16 protein-coding genes and 2 pseudogenes are annotated in these 18,495 nt (G+C 58.7%); 10 read left to right on the forward strand and 8 right to left on the reverse strand.

The window, feature by feature from the left end:
- Positions 1–1,534: 1,534 nt before the first annotated feature.
- The 6 genes from A477_RS0119155 to A477_RS0119180 all read right to left on the reverse strand — a co-directional run bounded on the left by A477_RS0119155 (position 1,535) and on the right by A477_RS0119180 (position 6,656).
- The gene (locus tag A477_RS0119155) at positions 1,535–2,584 is read right to left on the reverse strand and encodes a sulfate/molybdate ABC transporter ATP-binding protein (RefSeq protein ID WP_017200503.1); all 1,050 of its coding nucleotides are present in this window, start codon (positions 2,582–2,584) and stop codon (positions 1,535–1,537) included.
- The gene (locus tag A477_RS0119160) at positions 2,581–3,444 is read right to left on the reverse strand and encodes an ABC transporter permease (RefSeq protein WP_017200504.1); all 864 of its coding nucleotides are present in this window, start codon (positions 3,442–3,444) and stop codon (positions 2,581–2,583) included. Before A477_RS0119160 ends, A477_RS0119155 begins: the two co-directional genes overlap by 4 nt.
- A complete protein-coding gene (gene modA, locus A477_RS0119165) occupies positions 3,419–4,258 on the reverse strand; it encodes a molybdate ABC transporter substrate-binding protein (protein ID WP_082038923.1) in 840 nt (279 codons plus the stop codon). The genes A477_RS0119160 and modA overlap by 26 nt, the downstream gene beginning before the upstream one ends.
- On the reverse strand, positions 4,218–4,685 hold the full coding sequence (locus A477_RS0119170; RefSeq protein ID WP_017200506.1) for a molybdenum cofactor biosynthesis protein MoaE: 468 nt from the start codon (positions 4,683–4,685) through the stop codon (positions 4,218–4,220). The genes modA and A477_RS0119170 overlap by 41 nt, the downstream gene beginning before the upstream one ends.
- A gap of 112 nt (positions 4,686–4,797) precedes the next feature.
- Positions 4,798–5,304: a cyclic pyranopterin monophosphate synthase MoaC gene (gene moaC, locus A477_RS0119175; RefSeq protein WP_017200507.1), complete on the reverse strand. Its 507-nt coding sequence runs from the start codon at positions 5,302–5,304 to the stop codon at positions 4,798–4,800.
- Complete coding sequence (locus tag A477_RS0119180) at positions 5,301–6,656, reverse strand: molybdopterin molybdotransferase MoeA (RefSeq protein ID WP_017200508.1); 1,356 nt, start codon at positions 6,654–6,656, stop codon at positions 5,301–5,303. The genes moaC and A477_RS0119180 overlap by 4 nt, the downstream gene beginning before the upstream one ends.
- Positions 6,657–6,879: 223 nt before the next feature.
- Between A477_RS0119180 and moaA the strand changes: the two genes are divergently transcribed.
- The 10 genes and pseudogenes from moaA to A477_RS0119225 all read left to right on the forward strand — a co-directional run bounded on the left by moaA (position 6,880) and on the right by A477_RS0119225 (position 15,639).
- On the forward strand, positions 6,880–7,998 hold the full coding sequence (gene moaA / locus A477_RS0119185; protein ID WP_017200509.1) for a GTP 3',8-cyclase MoaA: 1,119 nt from the start codon (positions 6,880–6,882) through the stop codon (positions 7,996–7,998).
- Positions 7,999–8,004: 6 nt separating this feature from the next.
- Positions 8,005–8,271 (forward strand): MoaD/ThiS family protein, encoded by a 267-nt coding sequence (locus tag A477_RS0119190; RefSeq protein WP_017200510.1) that lies wholly within the window; start codon positions 8,005–8,007, stop codon positions 8,269–8,271.
- A 277-nt stretch (positions 8,272–8,548) separates the two neighbouring features.
- Positions 8,549–8,722 (forward strand): annotated as a pseudogene (locus A477_RS23550) (helix-turn-helix domain-containing protein); the annotation flags it as partial.
- Positions 8,709–8,882, forward strand: a pseudogene (locus A477_RS23555) (IS481 family transposase); the annotation flags it as partial. The pseudogenes A477_RS23550 and A477_RS23555, both read left to right, overlap by 14 nt.
- A gap of 443 nt (positions 8,883–9,325) precedes the next feature.
- On the forward strand, positions 9,326–10,177 hold the full coding sequence (gene ndhA, locus A477_RS0119200) for a 2,6-dihydroxypyridine 3-hydroxylase subunit NdhA (protein WP_016359465.1): 852 nt from the start codon (positions 9,326–9,328) through the stop codon (positions 10,175–10,177).
- Positions 10,174–10,671 (forward strand): 2,6-dihydroxypyridine 3-hydroxylase subunit NdhB, encoded by a 498-nt coding sequence (gene ndhB / locus A477_RS0119205; protein WP_026005772.1) that lies wholly within the window; start codon positions 10,174–10,176, stop codon positions 10,669–10,671. The genes ndhA and ndhB overlap by 4 nt, the downstream gene beginning before the upstream one ends.
- Positions 10,664–13,114 carry a 2,6-dihydroxypyridine 3-hydroxylase subunit NdhC gene (gene ndhC, locus A477_RS0119210; protein ID WP_026005773.1) on the forward strand — a complete coding sequence of 817 codons (2,451 nt, stop codon included), beginning with the start codon at positions 10,664–10,666 and terminating at the stop codon, positions 13,112–13,114. Before ndhB ends, ndhC begins: the two co-directional genes overlap by 8 nt.
- Before the next feature lie 67 nt (positions 13,115–13,181).
- Positions 13,182–14,459, forward strand: coding sequence for a (S)-6-hydroxynicotine oxidase (locus A477_RS0119215; RefSeq protein WP_016359462.1), 1,278 nt, complete (start codon positions 13,182–13,184; stop codon positions 14,457–14,459).
- Positions 14,460–15,012: 553 nt separating this feature from the next.
- On the forward strand, positions 15,013–15,387 hold the full coding sequence (locus tag A477_RS0119220; RefSeq protein WP_017200516.1) for a DUF948 domain-containing protein: 375 nt from the start codon (positions 15,013–15,015) through the stop codon (positions 15,385–15,387).
- A 15-nt stretch (positions 15,388–15,402) separates the two neighbouring features.
- Positions 15,403–15,639 carry a hypothetical protein gene (locus A477_RS0119225; protein WP_017200517.1) on the forward strand — a complete coding sequence of 79 codons (237 nt, stop codon included), beginning with the start codon at positions 15,403–15,405 and terminating at the stop codon, positions 15,637–15,639.
- Between the two features lie 1,367 nt (positions 15,640–17,006).
- Here A477_RS0119225 and kdhB read toward each other — a convergent pair.
- Complete coding sequence (gene kdhB, locus A477_RS0119235; RefSeq protein WP_016359457.1) at positions 17,007–17,489, reverse strand: 6-hydroxypseudooxynicotine dehydrogenase complex subunit beta; 483 nt, start codon at positions 17,487–17,489, stop codon at positions 17,007–17,009.
- A complete protein-coding gene (gene kdhA, locus A477_RS0119240; RefSeq protein WP_017200519.1) occupies positions 17,489–18,379 on the reverse strand; it encodes a 6-hydroxypseudooxynicotine dehydrogenase complex subunit alpha in 891 nt (296 codons plus the stop codon). The genes kdhB and kdhA overlap by 1 nt, the downstream gene beginning before the upstream one ends.
- Positions 18,380–18,495: the final 116 nt, after the last annotated feature.

Raw genomic sequence — 18,495 nt, forward strand, 5'->3', positions numbered from 1 at the left:
GCTAGGCGTTGACGGCAGCACGGCCCTCGCGAAAGGAATCACGCAAGTTTGATTACCCGCCGACCTCACAACGACAAGAAGGATCTACCATGCCGGAGGCCACGAACAACGGTCTTTACCTTCAAAGCAGGGCTTCTGATCCGAGAAGGCAGGATGCCCCAACTGTCCGGAACGAAGATTCAAGGTCTCCAGGAATGCTTGAGGTAACGGTAACCGAGGGTGCCGAAAAGGGGCGAGCAGTTGATGCCGCCATCAATCTGGTGGCTCAGGCCGCACAACGCAACGACATGGGGATCTTGGTCACTGATCTTGGAATGGGTCAGTACGTAGTAAGGGCACATCCAGCAGTCCCCGTTGACCTCGTGCGCCATCAGGGATGTGGGGCGTGATCTTTCCAGCCTGCTGACTCCACGGGTACGGTGCTGGAAATGTCGTCAGACCCAGGAGTTCGGTCGAGTGCCTGCAATGATTATTCTTCTCTCGTAGCGGAAGTCGTCCGCTTGGATAGTCACTGTTCGAACTAGCTGGTCACCGATGTATCCAAAAGGGTCCAGGGAAGTTCGCCTCCGGAGTGGAACCAAGCGTTAACAAGTGGCAAAGGCAGGGAGAGAAGCCCCTATTCACCCAACCGGTGACTCGCAAGAATCCATAAATAGCTCACGTAAAAGGCAGATGTGACGAGCTCTTGCCACGGCACAGGGTGCTTTCTTCGCCTGCCGCAATGATGCATATCATGCACCTGGCGGGAAGTAAAGGGTTCCTCGACCCTGCCAGAACGACAAATATGACGGACGCGTCTAAAGACGCTCAGCCACGCTGAGGCTATCGTGAATCCATCACTGGTCGAGGGGGCGCGTTCATAGGTTGAGCATTGCCAACCAGAATTTCCCTGTGAAACGCAGGTTCATCAAGAACGCCCTTCAGGGAGGGCCGAAGGAGGATTAGATGACTTCTAACGATACGAAACCAGCAACGTCGTTTCCAGCGCCGTGTGAGGAGGTCTATCTTCCTCGCGGGGGCACAGATCCGGACTTCTACATCCCCGCTGAAGGGGAGCGGAGAGAGCGCCGTTCAATTCGATGGATTCGGAGACACCTGAGGTTTTTCCGCCGAACGTCGGAATCGAGCCGTGCGACTTGAAGAGGTCCGCGGCGCCTCCTTCCTCTCATAGCGGCCATCAATATTTCTTTACGGCAAAAGGGCACTATCACCGTCAGCTGACATCAAAGCCTCCGTCAGGGAGCCGAGAGATCGTTAACAGGCTAAGGGTCATGCAGGTGGGGCTTTCATGCGGCGGAGTAACGGGTCCTGCGGCGACCGCGAAGGCAGACCATGAAGTGATCGACTCCGTTCTCTGAAGGCAGTTGTCTGAAACGGAAGGACCAGCAGCCAAGATATAGCCGTACCTTGCCGCGCTTAGTGCCGGTGTTGTGCGCCATTACTCACCGCAGGCGTACTCTCTGGGAGCGTGTCGCCATCGCATAGGAGCAGCACTGTGGCGGGGAGAAGACGGGGCTTTTGCATGTCTTGTGTGCTACGCCGGATAGACGGCTATGGCCGTGGCCTTGATGACGAAGTAGACGGTCATCCCGGGCATGAGCCCTAGGTCTGCCGAGGCCGCCGGGGTGATGTCTGCGGACAGGCCGCCTGCGTGGACGCGGATCTGGTCGCCTTGGGGTTCCAGCTCTGTGATGTTCACGGCGAACGAGTTCCGAGGGCTTCCGTGCTTGGCGCTCGGGAAGACCGAAACTGCGGTCGGCGAAAAGACGGCGACGCCGTTCTGGCCGGGGACGGCCCCGTCCTCGGGATGCGCGGTAATGTCCAGTCCGCCGTCGGATGTGAGCCCATAGCCGGTGATGGTTCCGGGGAGCAGGTTCATGCCCGCGAGTCCGGCAGCGAACTTGCTGCGCGGTTTTTCCAGAACCCGGCGGGTGGGGCCTTCCTCGGTGATCCTCCCGCCTTCGAGGACGATGGCCCGGTCGGCGAGCACGAGCGCGTCCAGGACATCGTGCGTGATGATGATGGCACGGCGGTTGCTTAGGACACGCTTCAGAAGGCGACGCAGCATAGGAGCGGCGTGAATATCGAGGGCCGCCATGGGTTCATCGAGCAGCAGCAGCTCGGGGTCCGTAGCCAGGGCACGCGCGATGGCGACGCGCTGCGCCTGGCCCCCTGAGAGCTGGCCGGGCCGCCGATCGGCGAACCCCGCGGCTTCCACTTCTGTAAGCCAGTGCCGTGCCGTCTGCAGAGCTTTGGACCGGTTCGCGCCGGCCGCCCGCGGCCCGAAGGCTACGTTCTCCAGCACGCTCATGTGCGGAAACAGCAGCGGTTCCTGGGCGAGCAGTGCCGTTCCCCGGGTATGAGGCGGCAGGAAGTGGTTAGTGCCTCCGTCGAGCTTGAACAGCCGTTTCCGGCCGAGCATGGCGTTCCCGCTATCCGGGCGGATGAGCCCGGCGAGGATCCCGAGAAGCGTCGACTTGCCTGCCCCGTTGGGACCCAGCACGGCGACTGTTTCCGTGGCCTCCATTGTGAAGGCAACGTTGAAGTTGCGCGCGCGCAGCGAGGCGTTGAAGTCCAGGGTCATTCTGATTCCGCCTCTTCCGCCAGCGGCCGGGGCCGGGGGCGGGAAAGCCCGACGACGGCTACCGCCACCGCCACCAGCAGCAGGGAAAGCGCGACAGCGGCATCGGCGTCCGTTTCGCGCTGAAGATAAATCTCTAACGGCAGGGTGCGGGTGACACCCTGCAGGCTGCCGGCAAAGGTGAGGGTGGCGCCGAATTCGCCCAGACAGCGTGCGAAGGACAGCACGGATCCGGAGGCGATACCGGGCAACACCAGCGGGATACTGACGCGACGCAGCACCGTCGTGGGATGGGCGCCGAGGGTCGCCGCGACCGCCTCGTACTTGATGCCGGCGGTGCGCAGAGCACCCTCGAGGCTGACCACCAGGAACGGCAACGCCACGAACGTTTGCGCGAGGACGACGGCGGTGGTCGAGAACGCGATCTGCATCCCCGCTAGTTCCAGGGTTCGCCCGAGCAGGCCCTGGCGGCCAAAAGTATAAAGCAGCGCGATGCCGCCGACGACGGGGGGCAGGACCAGGGGCAGCAACACGAACGCCCGGAGCAGGCGCTGGCCGGGGAAGCTGGCACGGGCCAGGACGAACGCCAGCGGTACCCCGAAGACGATGCACAGCACCGTGCCAGCAGCCGACGTCCGCAGGCTAAGGCCGAGCGCCGTCAGCGAGGATTCCGACGTGATGAGCGGGATGAACTGCCCCCAGTTGATCCTGGCCACCATCGCGGCCAGCGGCAGCAGGACAAACAGCCCTCCTGCTGCCGCGAGGGCGAAAACCCACGGCGGGAAACCGGTGTAGCCGGTGTTCTGCCCGTTTGTCTTGCTGGCTGTCCAGCGTTTCCTACAGGGCACCGAAACCGGCGTCACCGAGGACCCTCTTGCCTTCGCTGCCGGTGACCATGGCGATGAAGGCATTGGCCAGTTCCTTGTTCTTGCTGCTGCCCATAGCGGCGATCGGATATGTGTTCACGGCCTGGTCCGACTCGCGGAACGTGATGCCCTTGACCCTATCGCCCGCGGTCTTGACATCGGTGACATAGACCAAGCCGGCATCGGCTTCCCCGGAGGTGACCTTGCCTAGGACATCGGCAACGGAGGATTCCTCGCTGACAGGCATCAATGTCGTTCCGGCAGCCTTTTCCACCTTCCGTGTGGCGGCGCCGCAAGGAACCTGCGGTGCGCAGACAACAACTTTGATGCCCGGCTTCGCCAGGTCCGCGAAGGATGAAATCGATGCCGGGTCCGCTGACGAAACTGCTATCGTCAGGACGTTCGTGGCGAAGTTGGTCGGCGTTCCGTCAATGAGGCCGGCGGCGGAAAGCTCGTCCATGTTCCTACTGTCGGCGGAGGCGAATACGTCGGCCGGAGCGCCTTGGGTGATCTGCGAGACCAGGGCTGAGGACCCAGCGAAGTTCAGCGTAACCTTCGTGCCCGGGTTGGCGGCCTCGAACTTGGAAGCGATCTCGGTGAAGGGCGACTTCAACGACGCGGCAGCGTAAACCGTCACGGAGCTGGCGGCCGCTTTGCGTCCGTCCGTGCTCGCGCTCGGGGCTTTGTCCGGGGTGGAGTTAACGCAAGCAGCCAGTCCTGCTGCAACGACGCCTGCGGCCAGCAGCGCGCCGGTGCATAAGCGGAATAAATCAACCTGCGACACCGGCACCGACCCATTCCACGGTTCCATCGGAAAAGAACTGTTCCTTCCAAATGGGTACCTCTTCCTTGATGCGGTCAACCAGTTCCGAACACACGGCGAATGCCTGTCCCCGGTGTCCGGCGGCTACAGCACAAACGAGTGCCGCTTGCCCAATTTGGAGTGCGCCCACACGATGCGCCGCCCAGATTCGCACGGGAACGCCTTCCTCCGCCTCGTCACTGAACGAGTACTTGGCAGCAACCGCTTCCAAGACGTCGCTTAGGGCCTGGTGTGCCGTGGGGTGAGCGGTGTAGCTAAGTCGGTCGACTGCTTTGCCGCCGTCGTGATCGCGCACCACTCCACAAAAACTCACCACTGCTCCAGACGTACGTGAATCCACAGCCGCAATGGCCACGTCGACGGAAATTGGCTGATCGCTGAGCGCGGAATGGACGACGGCAAAGGCTTGCCTCATTGACTGCCCTCCGGTGGCGGATTCCCCGGTACCCCTAGGCTGGACAGCGCTCATTTCCGTCCTCTCAATAGATGGCAGTCCCCTCGTCCGATAAGTCCACTGGTGTTTGCAGTCACGCTCTCTCCTCATAGGTTCCCAGGTCCCAATCCCCACTCTTGCCGCCACTCTTAGCCAGTACTCGAATGTCGGTGAGAACAGCGTGCTTATCAATAGCCTTGAACATGTCGTAAAGGTTCAAAGCGGCGACGCTCACTGCAGTCAGTGCTTCCATCTCTACACCTGTCACACCGCGTGTTTTCACGGTTGCAAAGAGCTGCACCCTGTCAGACCCGAGCACGAAGTCGACAGTCGCCTGAGAAACAGGCAGGGGGTGGCACAGCGGAATCAATTCGGACGTCTTCTTAGTCGCCAGGATGCCCGAGATCCGGGCCACGGCCAGGGCGTCACCCTTGGGCAATCCGTCTGATGTGAGCAGCAGCAGAACTTCACGAGTTGTACGAACTGTTCCCGTAGCTGTCGCCTCCCGGGTGGACTCAACTTTTTCTGATACATCGACCATGTGGGCAGTGCCGTCCGTTCGCAGGTGGGTGAGGCCTGGAGACCAACTTTCCAGCCTCATACCGCCCATACCTCCACTTCCGATCCCTTGGCCAGTTCCGAAATTCCCTCTGGGATGTGCACCAGAACGTTCGAGCGTGCAAGTGCTCCCAGCAAATGGGAACCTTCGCCGCCCTCCAGTCGTATAGTGCCGTCCGCTGAGAGGACGCCCCTTCTGACCTGGTGCTTTTTTGGGGGTGACGTCAGGGGATGCGAAAGGGGGGCGCGGAAGGAGAGTCGAGGTGTGGGCGCTGCAAACATTTCGCTGATGAGGGGACGCAGGAACATCTCAAACGAGACAAAGCAGCTCACCGGGTTCCCGGGGAATGCGAGGACTGGAATCCCCTCGAAGGTGCCGACTCCTTGAGGACCGCCAGGTTGAATGGCTACATGCGAAAACTCAACGTCATGATCTATCATGGCCTGTCTAACGGGCTCGTAGGCACCAGCGCTCACGCCGCCACTGGTCACAATCAGGTCGACATGCGCGGTATGGCTTCTCAAGAGTTTCGAGAGAGCCCCCGGTTCATCCTTGACTATCCCGGCCCTGATGACGTTGAGCCCCGCCTGAAGCATAGAGGACTGCAAGAGCGTGTTATTTGCATCGAAAATCTTGCCCAGGGCGAGTTTCTCTCCGGGCTCAAGGACCTCGTCCCCAGTGGTAGCCAGCAGCACCGTCAACTTCTGATTAACAACTACTTCAGTGATGCCCAACGCGGCGAGCAGACCAAGCTGACGCGGGCCTAGAACGGTTCCAGCGGACAGCGCGCATTCGCCTGTAGCTATATCGCTGCCGGCGCTGCGGATGTACGTTCCGGCGGCTATCTCAGGAAGCCGCACTGTCACATCCAAACCGGGAGGAGGGAAATGGTTTGGCTCTGCGCGCTCAACGGGGACGACAGCATCGGCTCCATCGGGTATTAAAGCCCCCGTCATGATTGGAGCAGCCGTCCCTCCAGCCAATGGGGCCGGTACTGCGCCCGCCGGGATGGGCGCTGCCACACGCAAACCTCCTTGGCCGTCTCCTGTGTCGCGGGATCTAACCGCATAGCCATCCATTTGGGAGTTAGTAAAGGGCGGCAAGTTTGTCGGTGCATGTATGGTTTCGGCCAGGCCGCGTCCCATTGCTTGCATTAGAGGTATTCGCTCCACCCGCGGTGGGGTCAACAGCGGAAAGAGAACATCCCTGATTGCCTGCCTGTGTACTGAAACGCTTCGGTGTTCATGTTCCGGCAGTGACTTTCCAATGGTCCCCACGCCGGGCCGCTTGCCAGCCAGTCCGGTCAGCTGCTCTTCTTGCCTTTGCATGTCCTGCTTTCGGGTTGCCTTTGCATGTCCTGCCTTCGGGAGATTTTGTCGGTCCTGCTCGGCCATGCCAACCTGATTTATTTCCGACAAAGCTATTGACGATAAGCAAACTCTGTTGTTTTCGTGTGCGCCTTCCGTCCGCCGCACCGCGCAAACGTGTTCTCCTGAGTGCAAAATGATTCCAGCAGGAAAGCGGCGCTTCGGGCTATAGCTACTTGCCACAACTGGCTGCCGCAATTGTCAGTTCCAGCACAAACGCACCTGGCCTGCTTTCGCGTAGCCTGAATTCATGACTGTCCAGCTAGGCATACCGCAACCCCGGGAGGGCGCAGGCTTGTCCGTGCCCGCCGCTCGGTCTGCAGACGCGGGTGTCGGGCTGGTGGACCGTTACGGCCGCCGTGCCACGGACATGCGGCTGTCCTTGACGGATAAATGCAACCTCCGCTGCACGTACTGCATGCCGGCCGAGGGGCTTGAGTGGTTGTCCAAGCAGGCGGTGATGTCGGCTTCGGAGATCGTCCGGATTGTCGGGATTGGCGTGGGGCGCCTGGGGGTCCGGGAATTGCGGCTTACCGGCGGCGAGCCGCTGGTGCGGCACGACCTGGTGGACATCATCGCGGAGTTGCGCCGCAACCATCCTGAGCTGCCGATTTCCATGACCACCAATGGCGTGGGGCTCGCCAAGAAGGCTGCGCCGCTCAAGGCTGCCGGGCTGACCCGGATCAACGTGTCGCTGGATTCGCTTCATGAGGAGACCTTCACCAAGCTGACCCGTCGGCCGTTCCTGGACCAGGTCCTGGCAGGGGTGAATGCGGCGTGGGCAGCCGGGCTGGGCCCGGTCAAGCTGAATGCGGTGCTGATGCGGGGGATCAACGACGCTGAAGCTCCTTCGCTGCTGACGTGGGCAGTGGAGCGCGGCTACGAGTTGCGGTTCATTGAGCAGATGCCGCTGGACGCCGACCATGGCTGGACCCGGCGCAACATGATTACCGCGGCGGAGATCCGCGATCTGTTGTCCACTGATTTTGTCCTCACCCCGGACCCGCGGGCACGGGACGGTGCCCCGGCCGAGCGGTTTGAGGTACGACGCCGGGTGGCGGGGTCCGGTGCCGGGCTCGGTCCCGTGCTTGGGACGGTTGGCATCATCGCGTCTGTTACGGAGCCGTTCTGCTCCGATTGCCGCCGTACCAGGATTACTGCCGAGGGCAAGATCATGAGCTGCCTGTTCTCCCGGGAGGAGTTCGACCTGCTGGGGCTCCTGCGTTCGGGCGCCTCCGATGATGATCTGGCTCGCCGGTGGCAGGATGCGATGTGGCTCAAGCCAAAGGCCCACGGCATGGACCACGTGGGACTTGACGCTCCGGACTTCGTCCAACCGGACCGCAGCATGAGCGCCATCGGAGGCTGACCTGTTATGAACGTACGTTACTTCGCTGCCGCTCGCGCTGCTGCGGGACTTGAGGAAGAGAAGTTCGACCTGCCGGAGGGAACAACCGTGGCCGGGCTTTTGGAGGCCATCCAGTCTGTGCAGCGGCCGGAACCTCCGGCTGGCACTCCTCCGCTCCCCCGGATCCTGGCGCGGTGCAGCTTCCTTCTCAATGAGGTTGCCGTCCGCAACCAGGCGACGGTGCTGGGGCCGGACGACGTGGTTGACGTACTGCCCCCCTTCGCTGGGGGATAAGCCGGTTCTGTCCTCGTGCATCCGGCCGACACCTCGCTGTTACCGAGAGTAACTGTCTGAGTGAACTCCACTGAAGGCCTGCTTTACGCACGACGCCGTAGTTAAGGATCGTCGATAGCTACTTGGACCCTAGCCCTGATGAAGAGGCAGCCTGTGGATCTTTGGAGTTGTATTGACCACGGACGTTAGTGACGCTCGGCGTGGTTTGGTGACATGAAGAAGACCTCCGGGTGGAGTGGGGCTTGTCTAGAGTCCTTTTCCACACACGGAGGTCTTCGTGTCCCACCCTAACGCTTTCCTCACTCCTCGTGGCCGGTTGCAGCTCGCGCAGTGCGTTGTTGATCAGTGCTGGAGCCTGCGCCGTGCCGCGGAGCGGTTTCCGGTCTCGGTCCCGACCGCTGAACGTTGGGCGAAGCGCTACCTCGAGGAGGGACCCGAACCGCACCATGCTCGAGGAATGGGCCTATATCCGCCCCTACCGCTCAGAAGCCGAGCGGGTTGCTGCTTTCCCCGACTGGCTCCATGCCTACAATCACCATCGAGCCGCCACTGCGCTCAAAGGTCAGACGCCAGCCAGCCGCGTCACCAACCTCTCAGGTCAATACAACTAGTTGCTGCCGGGGCTTTTTGTGGACTTCCAATGGTTGCCCAACAAGAGAGGCTCGCTTGGTGTCTACCTCAGGAGTATCAGTACTCGTACCTTCCTCAGAGGGTGCTGGGTAGACAGCTACTTCCTCCGGTGACGGGCGCAAATGGCATGCGACAAAGCCGCACCGCGGCTTCCGGCTGGTGAATTAACCGGCGCTCTAACAGGCTGTGCCGGGAAAGAACCCAAGGGACCCAGGAATGCCCGTCCAGACGTGCCTAATGAAACGGTTCACGACGTTCAAATGGAACCATTGTCCTGCGCACCTCTGCCCGGTCTATCCCCGAATGTCGGACGTGGTGCTCCTTATGCGCACTTCGACAAATGGTGCGATGGAGTTGTTCTTCCATGTCATGCAAGAAGCCCCGGCGAGTAGGGGAAGATGAAGGTCATTCGAGGGAGTGAAGGATGAAACTACCTGCTATCAGATACGCATCACCTGCATCTATTGAAGATGCCTGCGATCTACTGTCAACCGACGAGGACTCCAAGATCATTGCCGGAGGCCAAAGTCTTTTACCTGTCATGGCTATGCGACTAGCCCAACCGTCCGTCGTTATAGACCTCGGGAACGTTCCTGGCTTGACTAGACTGGAAGAAGTCGGAGACTACGTCCGCTTCGGGCCTATGGTCACCCATGCAACAATCGTAAATTCGCCTGCCGTTGCCAAGCACCTGCCAATGATGGCGGCAGCTGGTCGCCACATAGCCCATCCCCAGATCAGGAATCGGGGGACCCTGGGTGGTTCCTTGGCCCATGGCGATGCAGCAGGGGAATGGCCGCTCGTGTTGCTTGCCCTCAACGGAATGGTGGAAGTCCAAAGCGTAAGAGGACGTCGCACCATTGAGGCCGATGACTTGTTCGTCGGTCCGTACATGACAAGCCTGGCCGCTGATGAGATCATCACTGATGTCTGGATACCGTCACGGCCCAATGGCTGGGGCTACGGGGAGTTCGCCAGGCGATCCGGGGACTATGGGCTCGCCAATGTCGCAGTCGTTCTATCGACTGCGGATTCGCGAATTTCTGATGTCCGGATTGCCGTAGGAGGCGCTGTCGGCAAAATACAACGAGTGCCCGATGCAGAAGACGTCCTCAACGGATCCGAACTGTCACCGGAAAGGGCTGAAGCCGCTTCAGAAGCTGGAGCGAAATCGCTCTCGTATATCTCAGACATCCACGGATCGGCCGAATATCGGCATGGCCTGGTGCAGGAGCTGATCCGCCGCACCATAGTTGAAGCAGGAGCACGTACGTGACAACACCATCGCCATCAGATCGCGTCGAAATAGACGTGGAAGTAAACGGACGTCGCCGCACTGTTGCAGTGGACGCGCGGGAAACTCTGGCCGACCACCTGAGGAATGACCAAAAACTTACGGGTATTAAGCTCGGATGTGAACACGGGGTTTGCGGTGCGTGCACGATACTCATGGACGGGGCAGCCGTACGATCTTGTCTGACTCTTGCCGCTCAGGGCGATGGGAGGAGCATACGGACCGTCGAGGACCTATCGGACGGAGCCCTCAGCCCGCTTCAGGAAGCTTTCAAAAGGCACCACGCCCTCCAGTGCGGTTTTTGCACTGCAGGCTTCCTCATGTCGGCTACGGAGTTGCTCGAGGCAAACCCAAGCCCGACAAAAGAGGAAGTTATCGAGGCTCTTTCCGGTAACTTATGCCGTTGCACCGGCTACCAGACAATTGTTGAGGCCGTCCTGGACGCAGCGGGCCAGATTGGAAACAAAAATGGATAACCCACACTATTACTCTCCTCCCATAACAAGAAACGTCATCGGTAAGCGAGTTCCGCGAACTGAGGACGCAAGACTTCTGACCGGGCGCGGGAAGTACCTGAACGACATCAACGTCGACGGCCAACTGCATGCTTGTTTCGTGCGCAGCCCTGCTGCTCATGCTCAAATAACCGGCATTGATACGTCGGCCGCCTCAGAAATGCCTGGCGTTCACCTTGTCTGGACATCCGCCGACATTGAGCAATACTGCGCCGGCATCGAAGCGCAGTACACCGCTGAGGGATGCGAAGCTATGACCATGCCGCTCTTGGCCAAGGACGTCGTACGTTACGTTGGAGAACCGGTTGTATTGGTAGTCGCCGAGTCGCGAGCGGCTGCAGAAGATGCCTGTGATCTTGTAGGCCTTGAGCTTGAGCACCTCGAGGTAGTGCTTGACCCGCGCAAGTCGATTCAAGGGGGCCCCGTAGCGAATGGCGAACGCCCCGACAATGTAGGCATTCGCGGGCGGGCTTCTTTTGGGGACGTGGATGAGGCTTTTAGCAATGCTGAGCATGTGGTTTCCGCCCTGTATCACCCTGGTCGGGTGGCCGCCGCACCGATGGAGACAAGGGGGTGCCTAGCGGACTACGAATGGACTGAGGACCGGCTTAAACTTTGGGTGTCGACGCAGATGCCCCATTACGTAAAAATGTGCCTCAGCCTCTTTCTTGGTTTCGATGAGTCCCGAAGTGAGGTCATTTCTCCCGATACGGGTGGAGGCTTTGGTCAGAAGGCGCACGTATTTCCTGAGGAAATGCTCATGCCCTTGGCCTCGAAGCACCTGAAGACGCCGGTGAAATGGGTAGAGGATCGCCGGGAAAATCTTCTGGCGGGCTCACACGCCCACGAACAGTTCGTCACGATCCAATATGCGGCCAACGCTGAAGGACGAATAACCGGCGTTCGTACGCATGCCTTAGTTGATGGAGGCGCCTACCACATGCCCCCGCAGACCATGGCTGTGGAATGCTGGGCGACCGCCGCAGTCACGCCAACTGGTGTATACGATATCCCGGCCGCTGAGTACGTCTACGAGGGGGCCGTTACCAACAAGTGCCCCATGGGTGCCTTCCGTGGCGTTGGTTACACGGCGGGAACTCTTGCCAGAGAATCCCTCATGGATGATTTGGCGCGAAAGATGAAGGTGTCTCCTTTTGAAATCAGGAGACGGAATGTTGTCAGGGAGTTCCCCTGGACAAATCCCCAGGGCGTCGTTTATGAGGAGGGATCCTTTCTTGAAGTAATCGATGCGTTGGAAGAAATGGTCGATTACCCGGCCTTTCTTAAGCGACAGGATGAAGCCCGCAAAGCCGGAAAGTACCTAGGGCTGGGAATCAGCGTTTTCGTCGAAAGTAGCGGCGAGAGCACCGGCATGATGCAGGCTCACGGCGCAACGGATGTATTTCATGACACGGCTACCGTCAAGATGGATTCAACCGGGTCGGTCACTATAACATCGGGATTGAACTCACAGGGTCAGGGCCATCAAACCACGCTCGCTCAGGTAGCGGCGGACGTGTTGGGTATTCCTTTTGAATCGATCAGTGTCGATGCGGGGACCTCCACCAAGGGGGCCTATGGCAGCGGTACCATTGGAAGCCGAGCGGCTGTCATCGCGGGCGGGTGCGTCAACCGTGCAGCTTATGCCATTCGACAGAAACTGGTGGCCGTAGCTGCGAACATGCTCGAATCTTCTGAGGAAGATATCGTTTTGGAAGACGGCTTCGCGTCCGTCATAGGCGCTGCGGAATCACGAGTGAGCATCGCCGACGTGGCCATGGCAGTCTACTGGGACTCATCCAAGTGGCCCGCCGGTTTTGAACCTGGTTTGGAGTTCACGAAGGCGTGGGACACATCCCGGCCGATGTTTTCGAACGGCGGCCATGCCCTTATTGTTGAACTGGATCCTGTCACCGGATTTGTGAAAGTCGAAAAGGTTCATTCTGTAGAGGACTGCGGCGTTATTATCAACCCCACAATTGTTGAAGGTCAAATTCGAGGTGGGGTCGTACAAGGAATTGGTATGGGCCTCTTCGAACAGCTGGCTTATGACAACGCAGGAAACTTGTCTACGACATCTTTCCTGGATTACCAGACGCCGACTATGGATGTTTCCCCGCCATTTGAAATCAGGCACATTGAAACACCGTCCGTGATGACAGCATCTGGGGTGAAGGGCATGGGGGAGTCGGGTCTGATTTCGGCGCCGGCTGCGGTGCTGAACGCCGTAAATGATGCGCTATCTCCGTTTGGTTCTGTCCTCTATGAACTCCCTGCCACTCCGGAGAAGGTTGTTCGTGCAACGAAAGGCATCATTGACCTGCAGGGCCCCCAGGACTGGTCAGAGCTATGGGAACGGGCAGGGGTACCCGCGCTTGATCGCGGCCCTATGGACAGGGAGTAACGCATTGCTCCTGCATCTTTGATGCAGCTCAAAGCGCCCGAGCTAGAAACTTGAAAGAAGGAAAACTTTGTATGACGCGATTGTGGTTGGTGGGGGTTTCAGCGGGCTGAAAGCAGCACGCGATCTTACCAACGCCGGCAAGAAGGTACTTCTGCTTGAAGGCGGTGAACGTCTGGGAGGACGGGCGTATTCCCGGGAGTCCCGGAATGTACCTGGCCTGCGGGTCGAGATCGGTGGAGCATACCTTCACCGGAAGCACCACCCGCGTTTGGCAGCTGAATTGGACCGGTATGGAATTCCCACTGCAGCTGCAAGCGAGTTCACCTCGTTTAGGCATCGCCTTGGACCGACCGCAGTAGACCAGGCATTTCCTATTCCTGGCTCAGAAGCAGTTGCGGTGGAAGCAGCCACCTACACATTGCTGCGTGATGCGCACAGGATAGATCTGGAAAAGGGATTGGAAAACCAGGACCTTGAGGACCTGGACATCCCACTGAACGAGTATGTTGACAAACTCGATTTGCCCCCTGTTTCTAGGCAGTTCTTGCTCGCTTGGGCATGGAACATGCTTGGCCAGCCGGCTGACCAAGCATCCGCGCTTTGGATGCTGCAACTTGTTGCAGCGCATCACTACAGCATCCTAGGTGTTGTTCTCTCGCTGGATGAAGTTTTTTCCAATGGTTCCGCTGACCTTGTCGATGCAATGAGCCAAGAAATTCCTGAAATCAGACTGCAGACTGTCGTGACCGGAATAGACCAGTCTGGCGATGTAGTGAACGTGACGGTCAAGGATGGGCATGCCTTCCAGGCTCATTCCGTGATTGTTGCTACTCCAATGAACACTTGGCGAAGGATCGTTTTCACCCCCGCACTTCCTGAACGGCGCAGGTCAGTAATCGAGGAAGGGCATGGTGGTCAGGGTCTGAAAATTCTTATCCACGTGCGTGGAGCCGAGGCAGGAATTGAATGCGTCGGAGACGGAATATTTCCCACTCTCTACGATTATTGCGAGGTGTCGGAAAGCGAACGACTGTTGGTGGCTTTCACGGACTCAGGATCCTTCGATCCGACCGATATCGGCGCAGTCAAGGACGCGGTGCTTTACTACTTGCCGGAGGTTGAAGTTCTGGGTATCGACTACCACGACTGGATCGCAGACCCGCTTTTCGAAGGGCCCTGGGTAGCACCGCGCGTGGGACAATTTAGTCGAGTGCATAAGGAACTTGGAGAGCCCGCTGGCCGGATTCATTTCGTAGGTTCCGATGTTTCGTTAGAGTTCCCCGGATATATTGAAGGCGCACTGGAAACCGCTGAATGCGCGGTGAACGCAATTCTGCATTCGTAGAACCTGCAGCCTCACTTATGCATTCCTCGGCGCTCTCGGATGACTTCGGCCCAAGACAGCATTACTAAGGCAAGCGGTACCTCCCAGATACAGGTGACCGTCTGCAGCGTACGGGTTGACGCCGGCGCCTGCTGCAACCACGACAGCAAGCAGTTGCACTGAGTCTGATGAACGTCACCGGCCGTTAGGAATGGCGGCCGGTGGCCTTCTGGTTGTCAAGGGTCGCCCCGCTTGGGCTTCGTGGTCATCGGATTTTGGTTCAAGGACTTGATACAGGGTATTTCGCATAACTTGGTGCCGCTACGGTGCCCAACGCCTGTTTCTCCTGCTCCAGCGGGTGTCTGGCAGGAGCCGTAAGTATCGGCCGATTCTCTCGTGGCACGCTGCCATCAGGTTTCAGGCTAACCAGGTGGCTTTGGTGCGTAAAAGGCTGCTGTCTCGCCTTGTTGCCTTAGGATTCGCCGGCACCAAGGCCAGCGCTTTCAGCGCCACTCTTTCCCCGTCATTGCGGGCACCTTTGTGCTCACACATCAATCTTGTTGGAGATGAATCTATGTCTGTTGGTGCTATCGCCGGGCTGATTGCCGCTGGGGTCTTTGCACTCCTTGTCCTGCTGTTGGCGGTGCCCATTATGAAGCTAGGCCAGGTACTCGACGAGGTGCGAATGGCAGTCAGATCATTAAGTGACGGCACCGCACCGATGTTGGATGAGGTGACAGCTATTGTGACCACCACACACCACCAACTCAAGAAGGTGGACACCATAGCGACTAACGTTTCTGACGCCAGCGCCAACGTCTCCGCCCTGTCCTCTCTCTTCGCTGCCAGTATAGGGTCACCGTTGATCAAGGTATTGGCTTTTAGTCACGGTGTCAGAACGGCCTTGGTGAATCACTCCAAACCCGCCACCGGCCGCCGAAGCCGCTGAGTTCCGGAGAGAAGCATGAAACGACTTGTTTGGATGGGAATCGGTGTGGCTATTGGAATCATTGCCCTTCGGAAGGTGGATGAAAAAAAGTCCGGATTGGGGCATGAAGGCCTAGAGCGGGCAGTAGCCGGCATTACTCAGGGAATTCACGATTTTGCCGACGCCGTCCGCGCAGGAATGCGCGAACGGGACACGGAGCTTCGCGTCGCGCTTAAGGCAAGTAGCGCGGTCCAAGTGCCAAGCGACCTATGACCATCGAAGCCGGCTGTAGGGACAGCGCAACTGTCTCTTCCAGAGCTCGTTGGACACAAGCAAATATCTGGGCCGTTTCAAGGACCATCTATCGGGAAGTGACCGGTACCTCGCCTAGGGTGCTGACCATGGCTCTTATTCGGGATTAGTCCGTTCTTCGAACAGAAGCCCTGGACTGACACTGTGGTGGAGTGGAACTGGGGCGACAGCCTCGGTATAGCGCACCTGACAGCATCTTGCTCAAATCGTCGGCCGTATGCCTCACCGGATGACTGGCCGGACATTGGCCGTCGGAATCCAGTGCCCTACCTGGCGTTAAATCTCCGCTGGAATAAAACACTACGCCGCAGGAACGAGGTCTACGGGAACTGGTTTGCCCATTGGACTCATCCCCCGCCCTCTGGGAGCAGGGTCAGCTCCACCACTCCCGCCCTCTGGGACGCATGAGTACCTGCGACAAGGCAGACCGCAGGCTTCACAACTTCGTTCGACTGTCTTGCTGCGCCACCCATAATGCCGGCAGGCGACCGCGGAAATGTTTCTCGCCTTGTTGACTGACAGTTTCGGACGATCTCTACGGCGCCGCTGCCGGTTTCGTCCACGGTGGCGGCCTGCGGATGCAACCCGGCGAGGATATGTGAGCTCAAGCATCAAAGAATATCTTGCAGGCCCGTCTTGACCCACCTGCACAGCGGTACGTGGTTTTGTCGACAGTGCGCAGGATTACACCCTGCAAACCGCGTAATGCGGTCATCGGGCTCAAGACGAGAATCATCACGCGATAGAGACCCCCGGGGCCAAGTTCGCTTGACCGGTGAGGGCGCCGCGGCAGACATCCAATCTGTCCGGAGTAGTGTCACTGTAAGAAGGCTGCGGGGAATGCAGATGCTGCATTCCCCGCAGCCTTTCATGGACGGTGAATTCCGAGCCAGGAGGAGTCGTGTCTGGCCCGGAAACATGAAGGCCAAATAGTGCTGTTTAGCCTGGCGCTCGTGTTGGCGGGTGCCGGATAACCAGCTTCAGCTCATTTTCGTTCTTGTACCCTTCTATAGACACTCAGCCATGAGGCCAGGATTCCCACATCGAGACATGCTCAGGATCTCGATATGCGGACGCCGCGCTGACAAGTATCTTCTGCAAAGAAGCTGCTTGCCAGCGCCCCTCGCTCGGTTGGTTCGGTCCGGCCGTGTCGTCATCGCGCTTCATCAAGTGCTGTTGCATCATCACTTTCGAAATTCTGTATTCATACAGACCCCCCATGGGATTTCTGAAGGTCAATCGCAAAATACTCGCGCGATCGGCGCGGGAATTGCCATGGTTAAGGCTGGCGGTCTACAAGTAGAGCAGCGAAGGGGCCCAGATCCTCGTCAGTCGTTGTGATCTCTGCAATGGAAGGCATCGACTGTCGCTTCCACAATTTGCTGGTATCCGGTACATCGGCAAATATTTCCCGAGATAGCTTCACGAGCAGATGTCGCATCGAGGGTGACGTCTTCGTCATCGTAAAGAGGCTTGAGCGTCATCAAGAACCCTGACGTGCAAAATCCGCACTGCAGGGCATGGCACTTGGAAAACGACCTCTGCAGCGGGTGAAGCTGTCCGTCCTTCTGCAGGCTTTCGACCGTTTCAATCCTGGAATTATTGGCCTGTACGGCCAGCACGGTGCAGGATCGAACGGGCTGACCATCCAATAGGACAGTACAGGAACCGCATACGCCGTGTTCGCAGCCTACTCGTGTACCCCTGAGGTGCAGGTCGTCTCGTAGGAAGTCCGCAAGGAGCCTACGAGGCTCGACGTCCGTTGCGTGGGTGACTCCGTTTACTTCAACCGTGAGGCGAAAGGCGTTCATCAGTAATCCATGCTTTCCTTTGTCGGTCTCGCCCGGTGCAGTGCTTTGGCGAGGGTTCGTTCGACCATTGTCCGAATAACTTGCGCGCGATATTGGGCACTTCCATGCACCGTGGGCACGGGGTCAAGCCCCTGTACCGCGGCGTGCGCAGCTGCGGCAATATCATGGCTGGAGAGAGTGCTATCAATTAGGATGTTCTCCGCCTCCAGGCAGCGGATGGCGGTGGACCCTCCACCCAGGACAGTAATCCTCGCCCGCGAACACTTGCCCTGCTCATCCAAGGTAACGATGGACGCAGCGCCACCTATGGCGTAGTCCCCATGCCGACGAGAAAATTCATCAAATGCAGCACCGCTCCCGTGAGGCAATTGAGGTACGTTTACCTCCACAATGAGCTCGCCGGGAAGGATGCTTGAGACGAAATGTGAGACCAATAGTTCCTTGAGAGGAATCTTCCGCTCACCTTGCAAAGACTGTGCGGTGACGTAGGCGTCAAGGGCTAGCAGGACTACGGGCAGCTCTGCGGCAGCATCAGCGTGTGCAAGGGAGCCACCGATCGTTCCTCGGTTACGAATTTGAGGGTGCGCGATCCACGCCGCCGCTTCCGACAGGATTGGAAGGTTTTGCGAAATGGTTTTGGAGGTTGTTAGCTTCGCATGACGTGTCAGCGCGCCAATCGCAATGGTTTGATCTGATTTCCTGATGTTTGCCAAACCGGGAACGCGGTTTATATCAACCAAAAGGGACGGGCGGGACATCCGGAAATTTAGGAGCGGGACTAAACTCTGACCGCCGGCGATGATTTTAGCGTCATCGCCCCCGTCCGCCAGCAGGCGGAGCGCATGCTCAACCGAATCGGCAACAACGTAATCGAAGGAAGGTGGCTTCACGGGCAGTACCGCCGGCCGCGCTCATTGTTCATGTCACCACTTTGCCCCTTTGGTATGACTTTGCGCTCTGCGTCATGGGACAAATCAACACCCCGACCTATCTAGAACAGACAATC

The sequence above is a fragment of the Arthrobacter sp. M2012083 genome (assembly GCF_000281065.1).
Taxonomy (GTDB): Bacteria; Actinomycetota; Actinomycetes; order Actinomycetales; family Micrococcaceae; genus Arthrobacter.

What these genes read in the sequence shown, in the direction of transcription:
- A477_RS0119155 (WP_017200503.1), bottom strand. Translation starts at nt 2,584, where the DNA reads ATGACCCTGGACTTCAACGCCTCGCTGCGCGCGCGCAACTTCAACGTT.
- modA (WP_082038923.1), bottom strand. Translation starts at nt 4,258, where the DNA reads ATGGAACCGTGGAATGGGTCGGTGCCGGTGTCGCAGGTTGATTTATTC.
- A477_RS0119170 (WP_017200506.1), bottom strand. Translation starts at nt 4,685, where the DNA reads ATGAGGCAAGCCTTTGCCGTCGTCCATTCCGCGCTCAGCGATCAGCCA.
- moaC (WP_017200507.1), bottom strand. Translation starts at nt 5,304, where the DNA reads ATGAGGCTGGAAAGTTGGTCTCCAGGCCTCACCCACCTGCGAACGGAC.
- A477_RS0119180 (WP_017200508.1), bottom strand. Translation starts at nt 6,656, where the DNA reads ATGGCCGAGCAGGACCGACAAAATCTCCCGAAGGCAGGACATGCAAAG.
- moaA (WP_017200509.1), top strand. Translation starts at nt 6,880, where the DNA reads ATGACTGTCCAGCTAGGCATACCGCAACCCCGGGAGGGCGCAGGCTTG.
- A477_RS0119190 (WP_017200510.1), top strand. Translation starts at nt 8,005, where the DNA reads ATGAACGTACGTTACTTCGCTGCCGCTCGCGCTGCTGCGGGACTTGAG.
- ndhA (WP_016359465.1), top strand. Translation starts at nt 9,326, where the DNA reads ATGAAACTACCTGCTATCAGATACGCATCACCTGCATCTATTGAAGAT.
- ndhC (WP_026005773.1), top strand. Translation starts at nt 10,664, where the DNA reads ATGGATAACCCACACTATTACTCTCCTCCCATAACAAGAAACGTCATC.
- A477_RS0119220 (WP_017200516.1), top strand. Translation starts at nt 15,013, where the DNA reads ATGTCTGTTGGTGCTATCGCCGGGCTGATTGCCGCTGGGGTCTTTGCA.
- A477_RS0119225 (WP_017200517.1), top strand. Translation starts at nt 15,403, where the DNA reads ATGAAACGACTTGTTTGGATGGGAATCGGTGTGGCTATTGGAATCATT.
- kdhB (WP_016359457.1), bottom strand. Translation starts at nt 17,489, where the DNA reads ATGAACGCCTTTCGCCTCACGGTTGAAGTAAACGGAGTCACCCACGCA.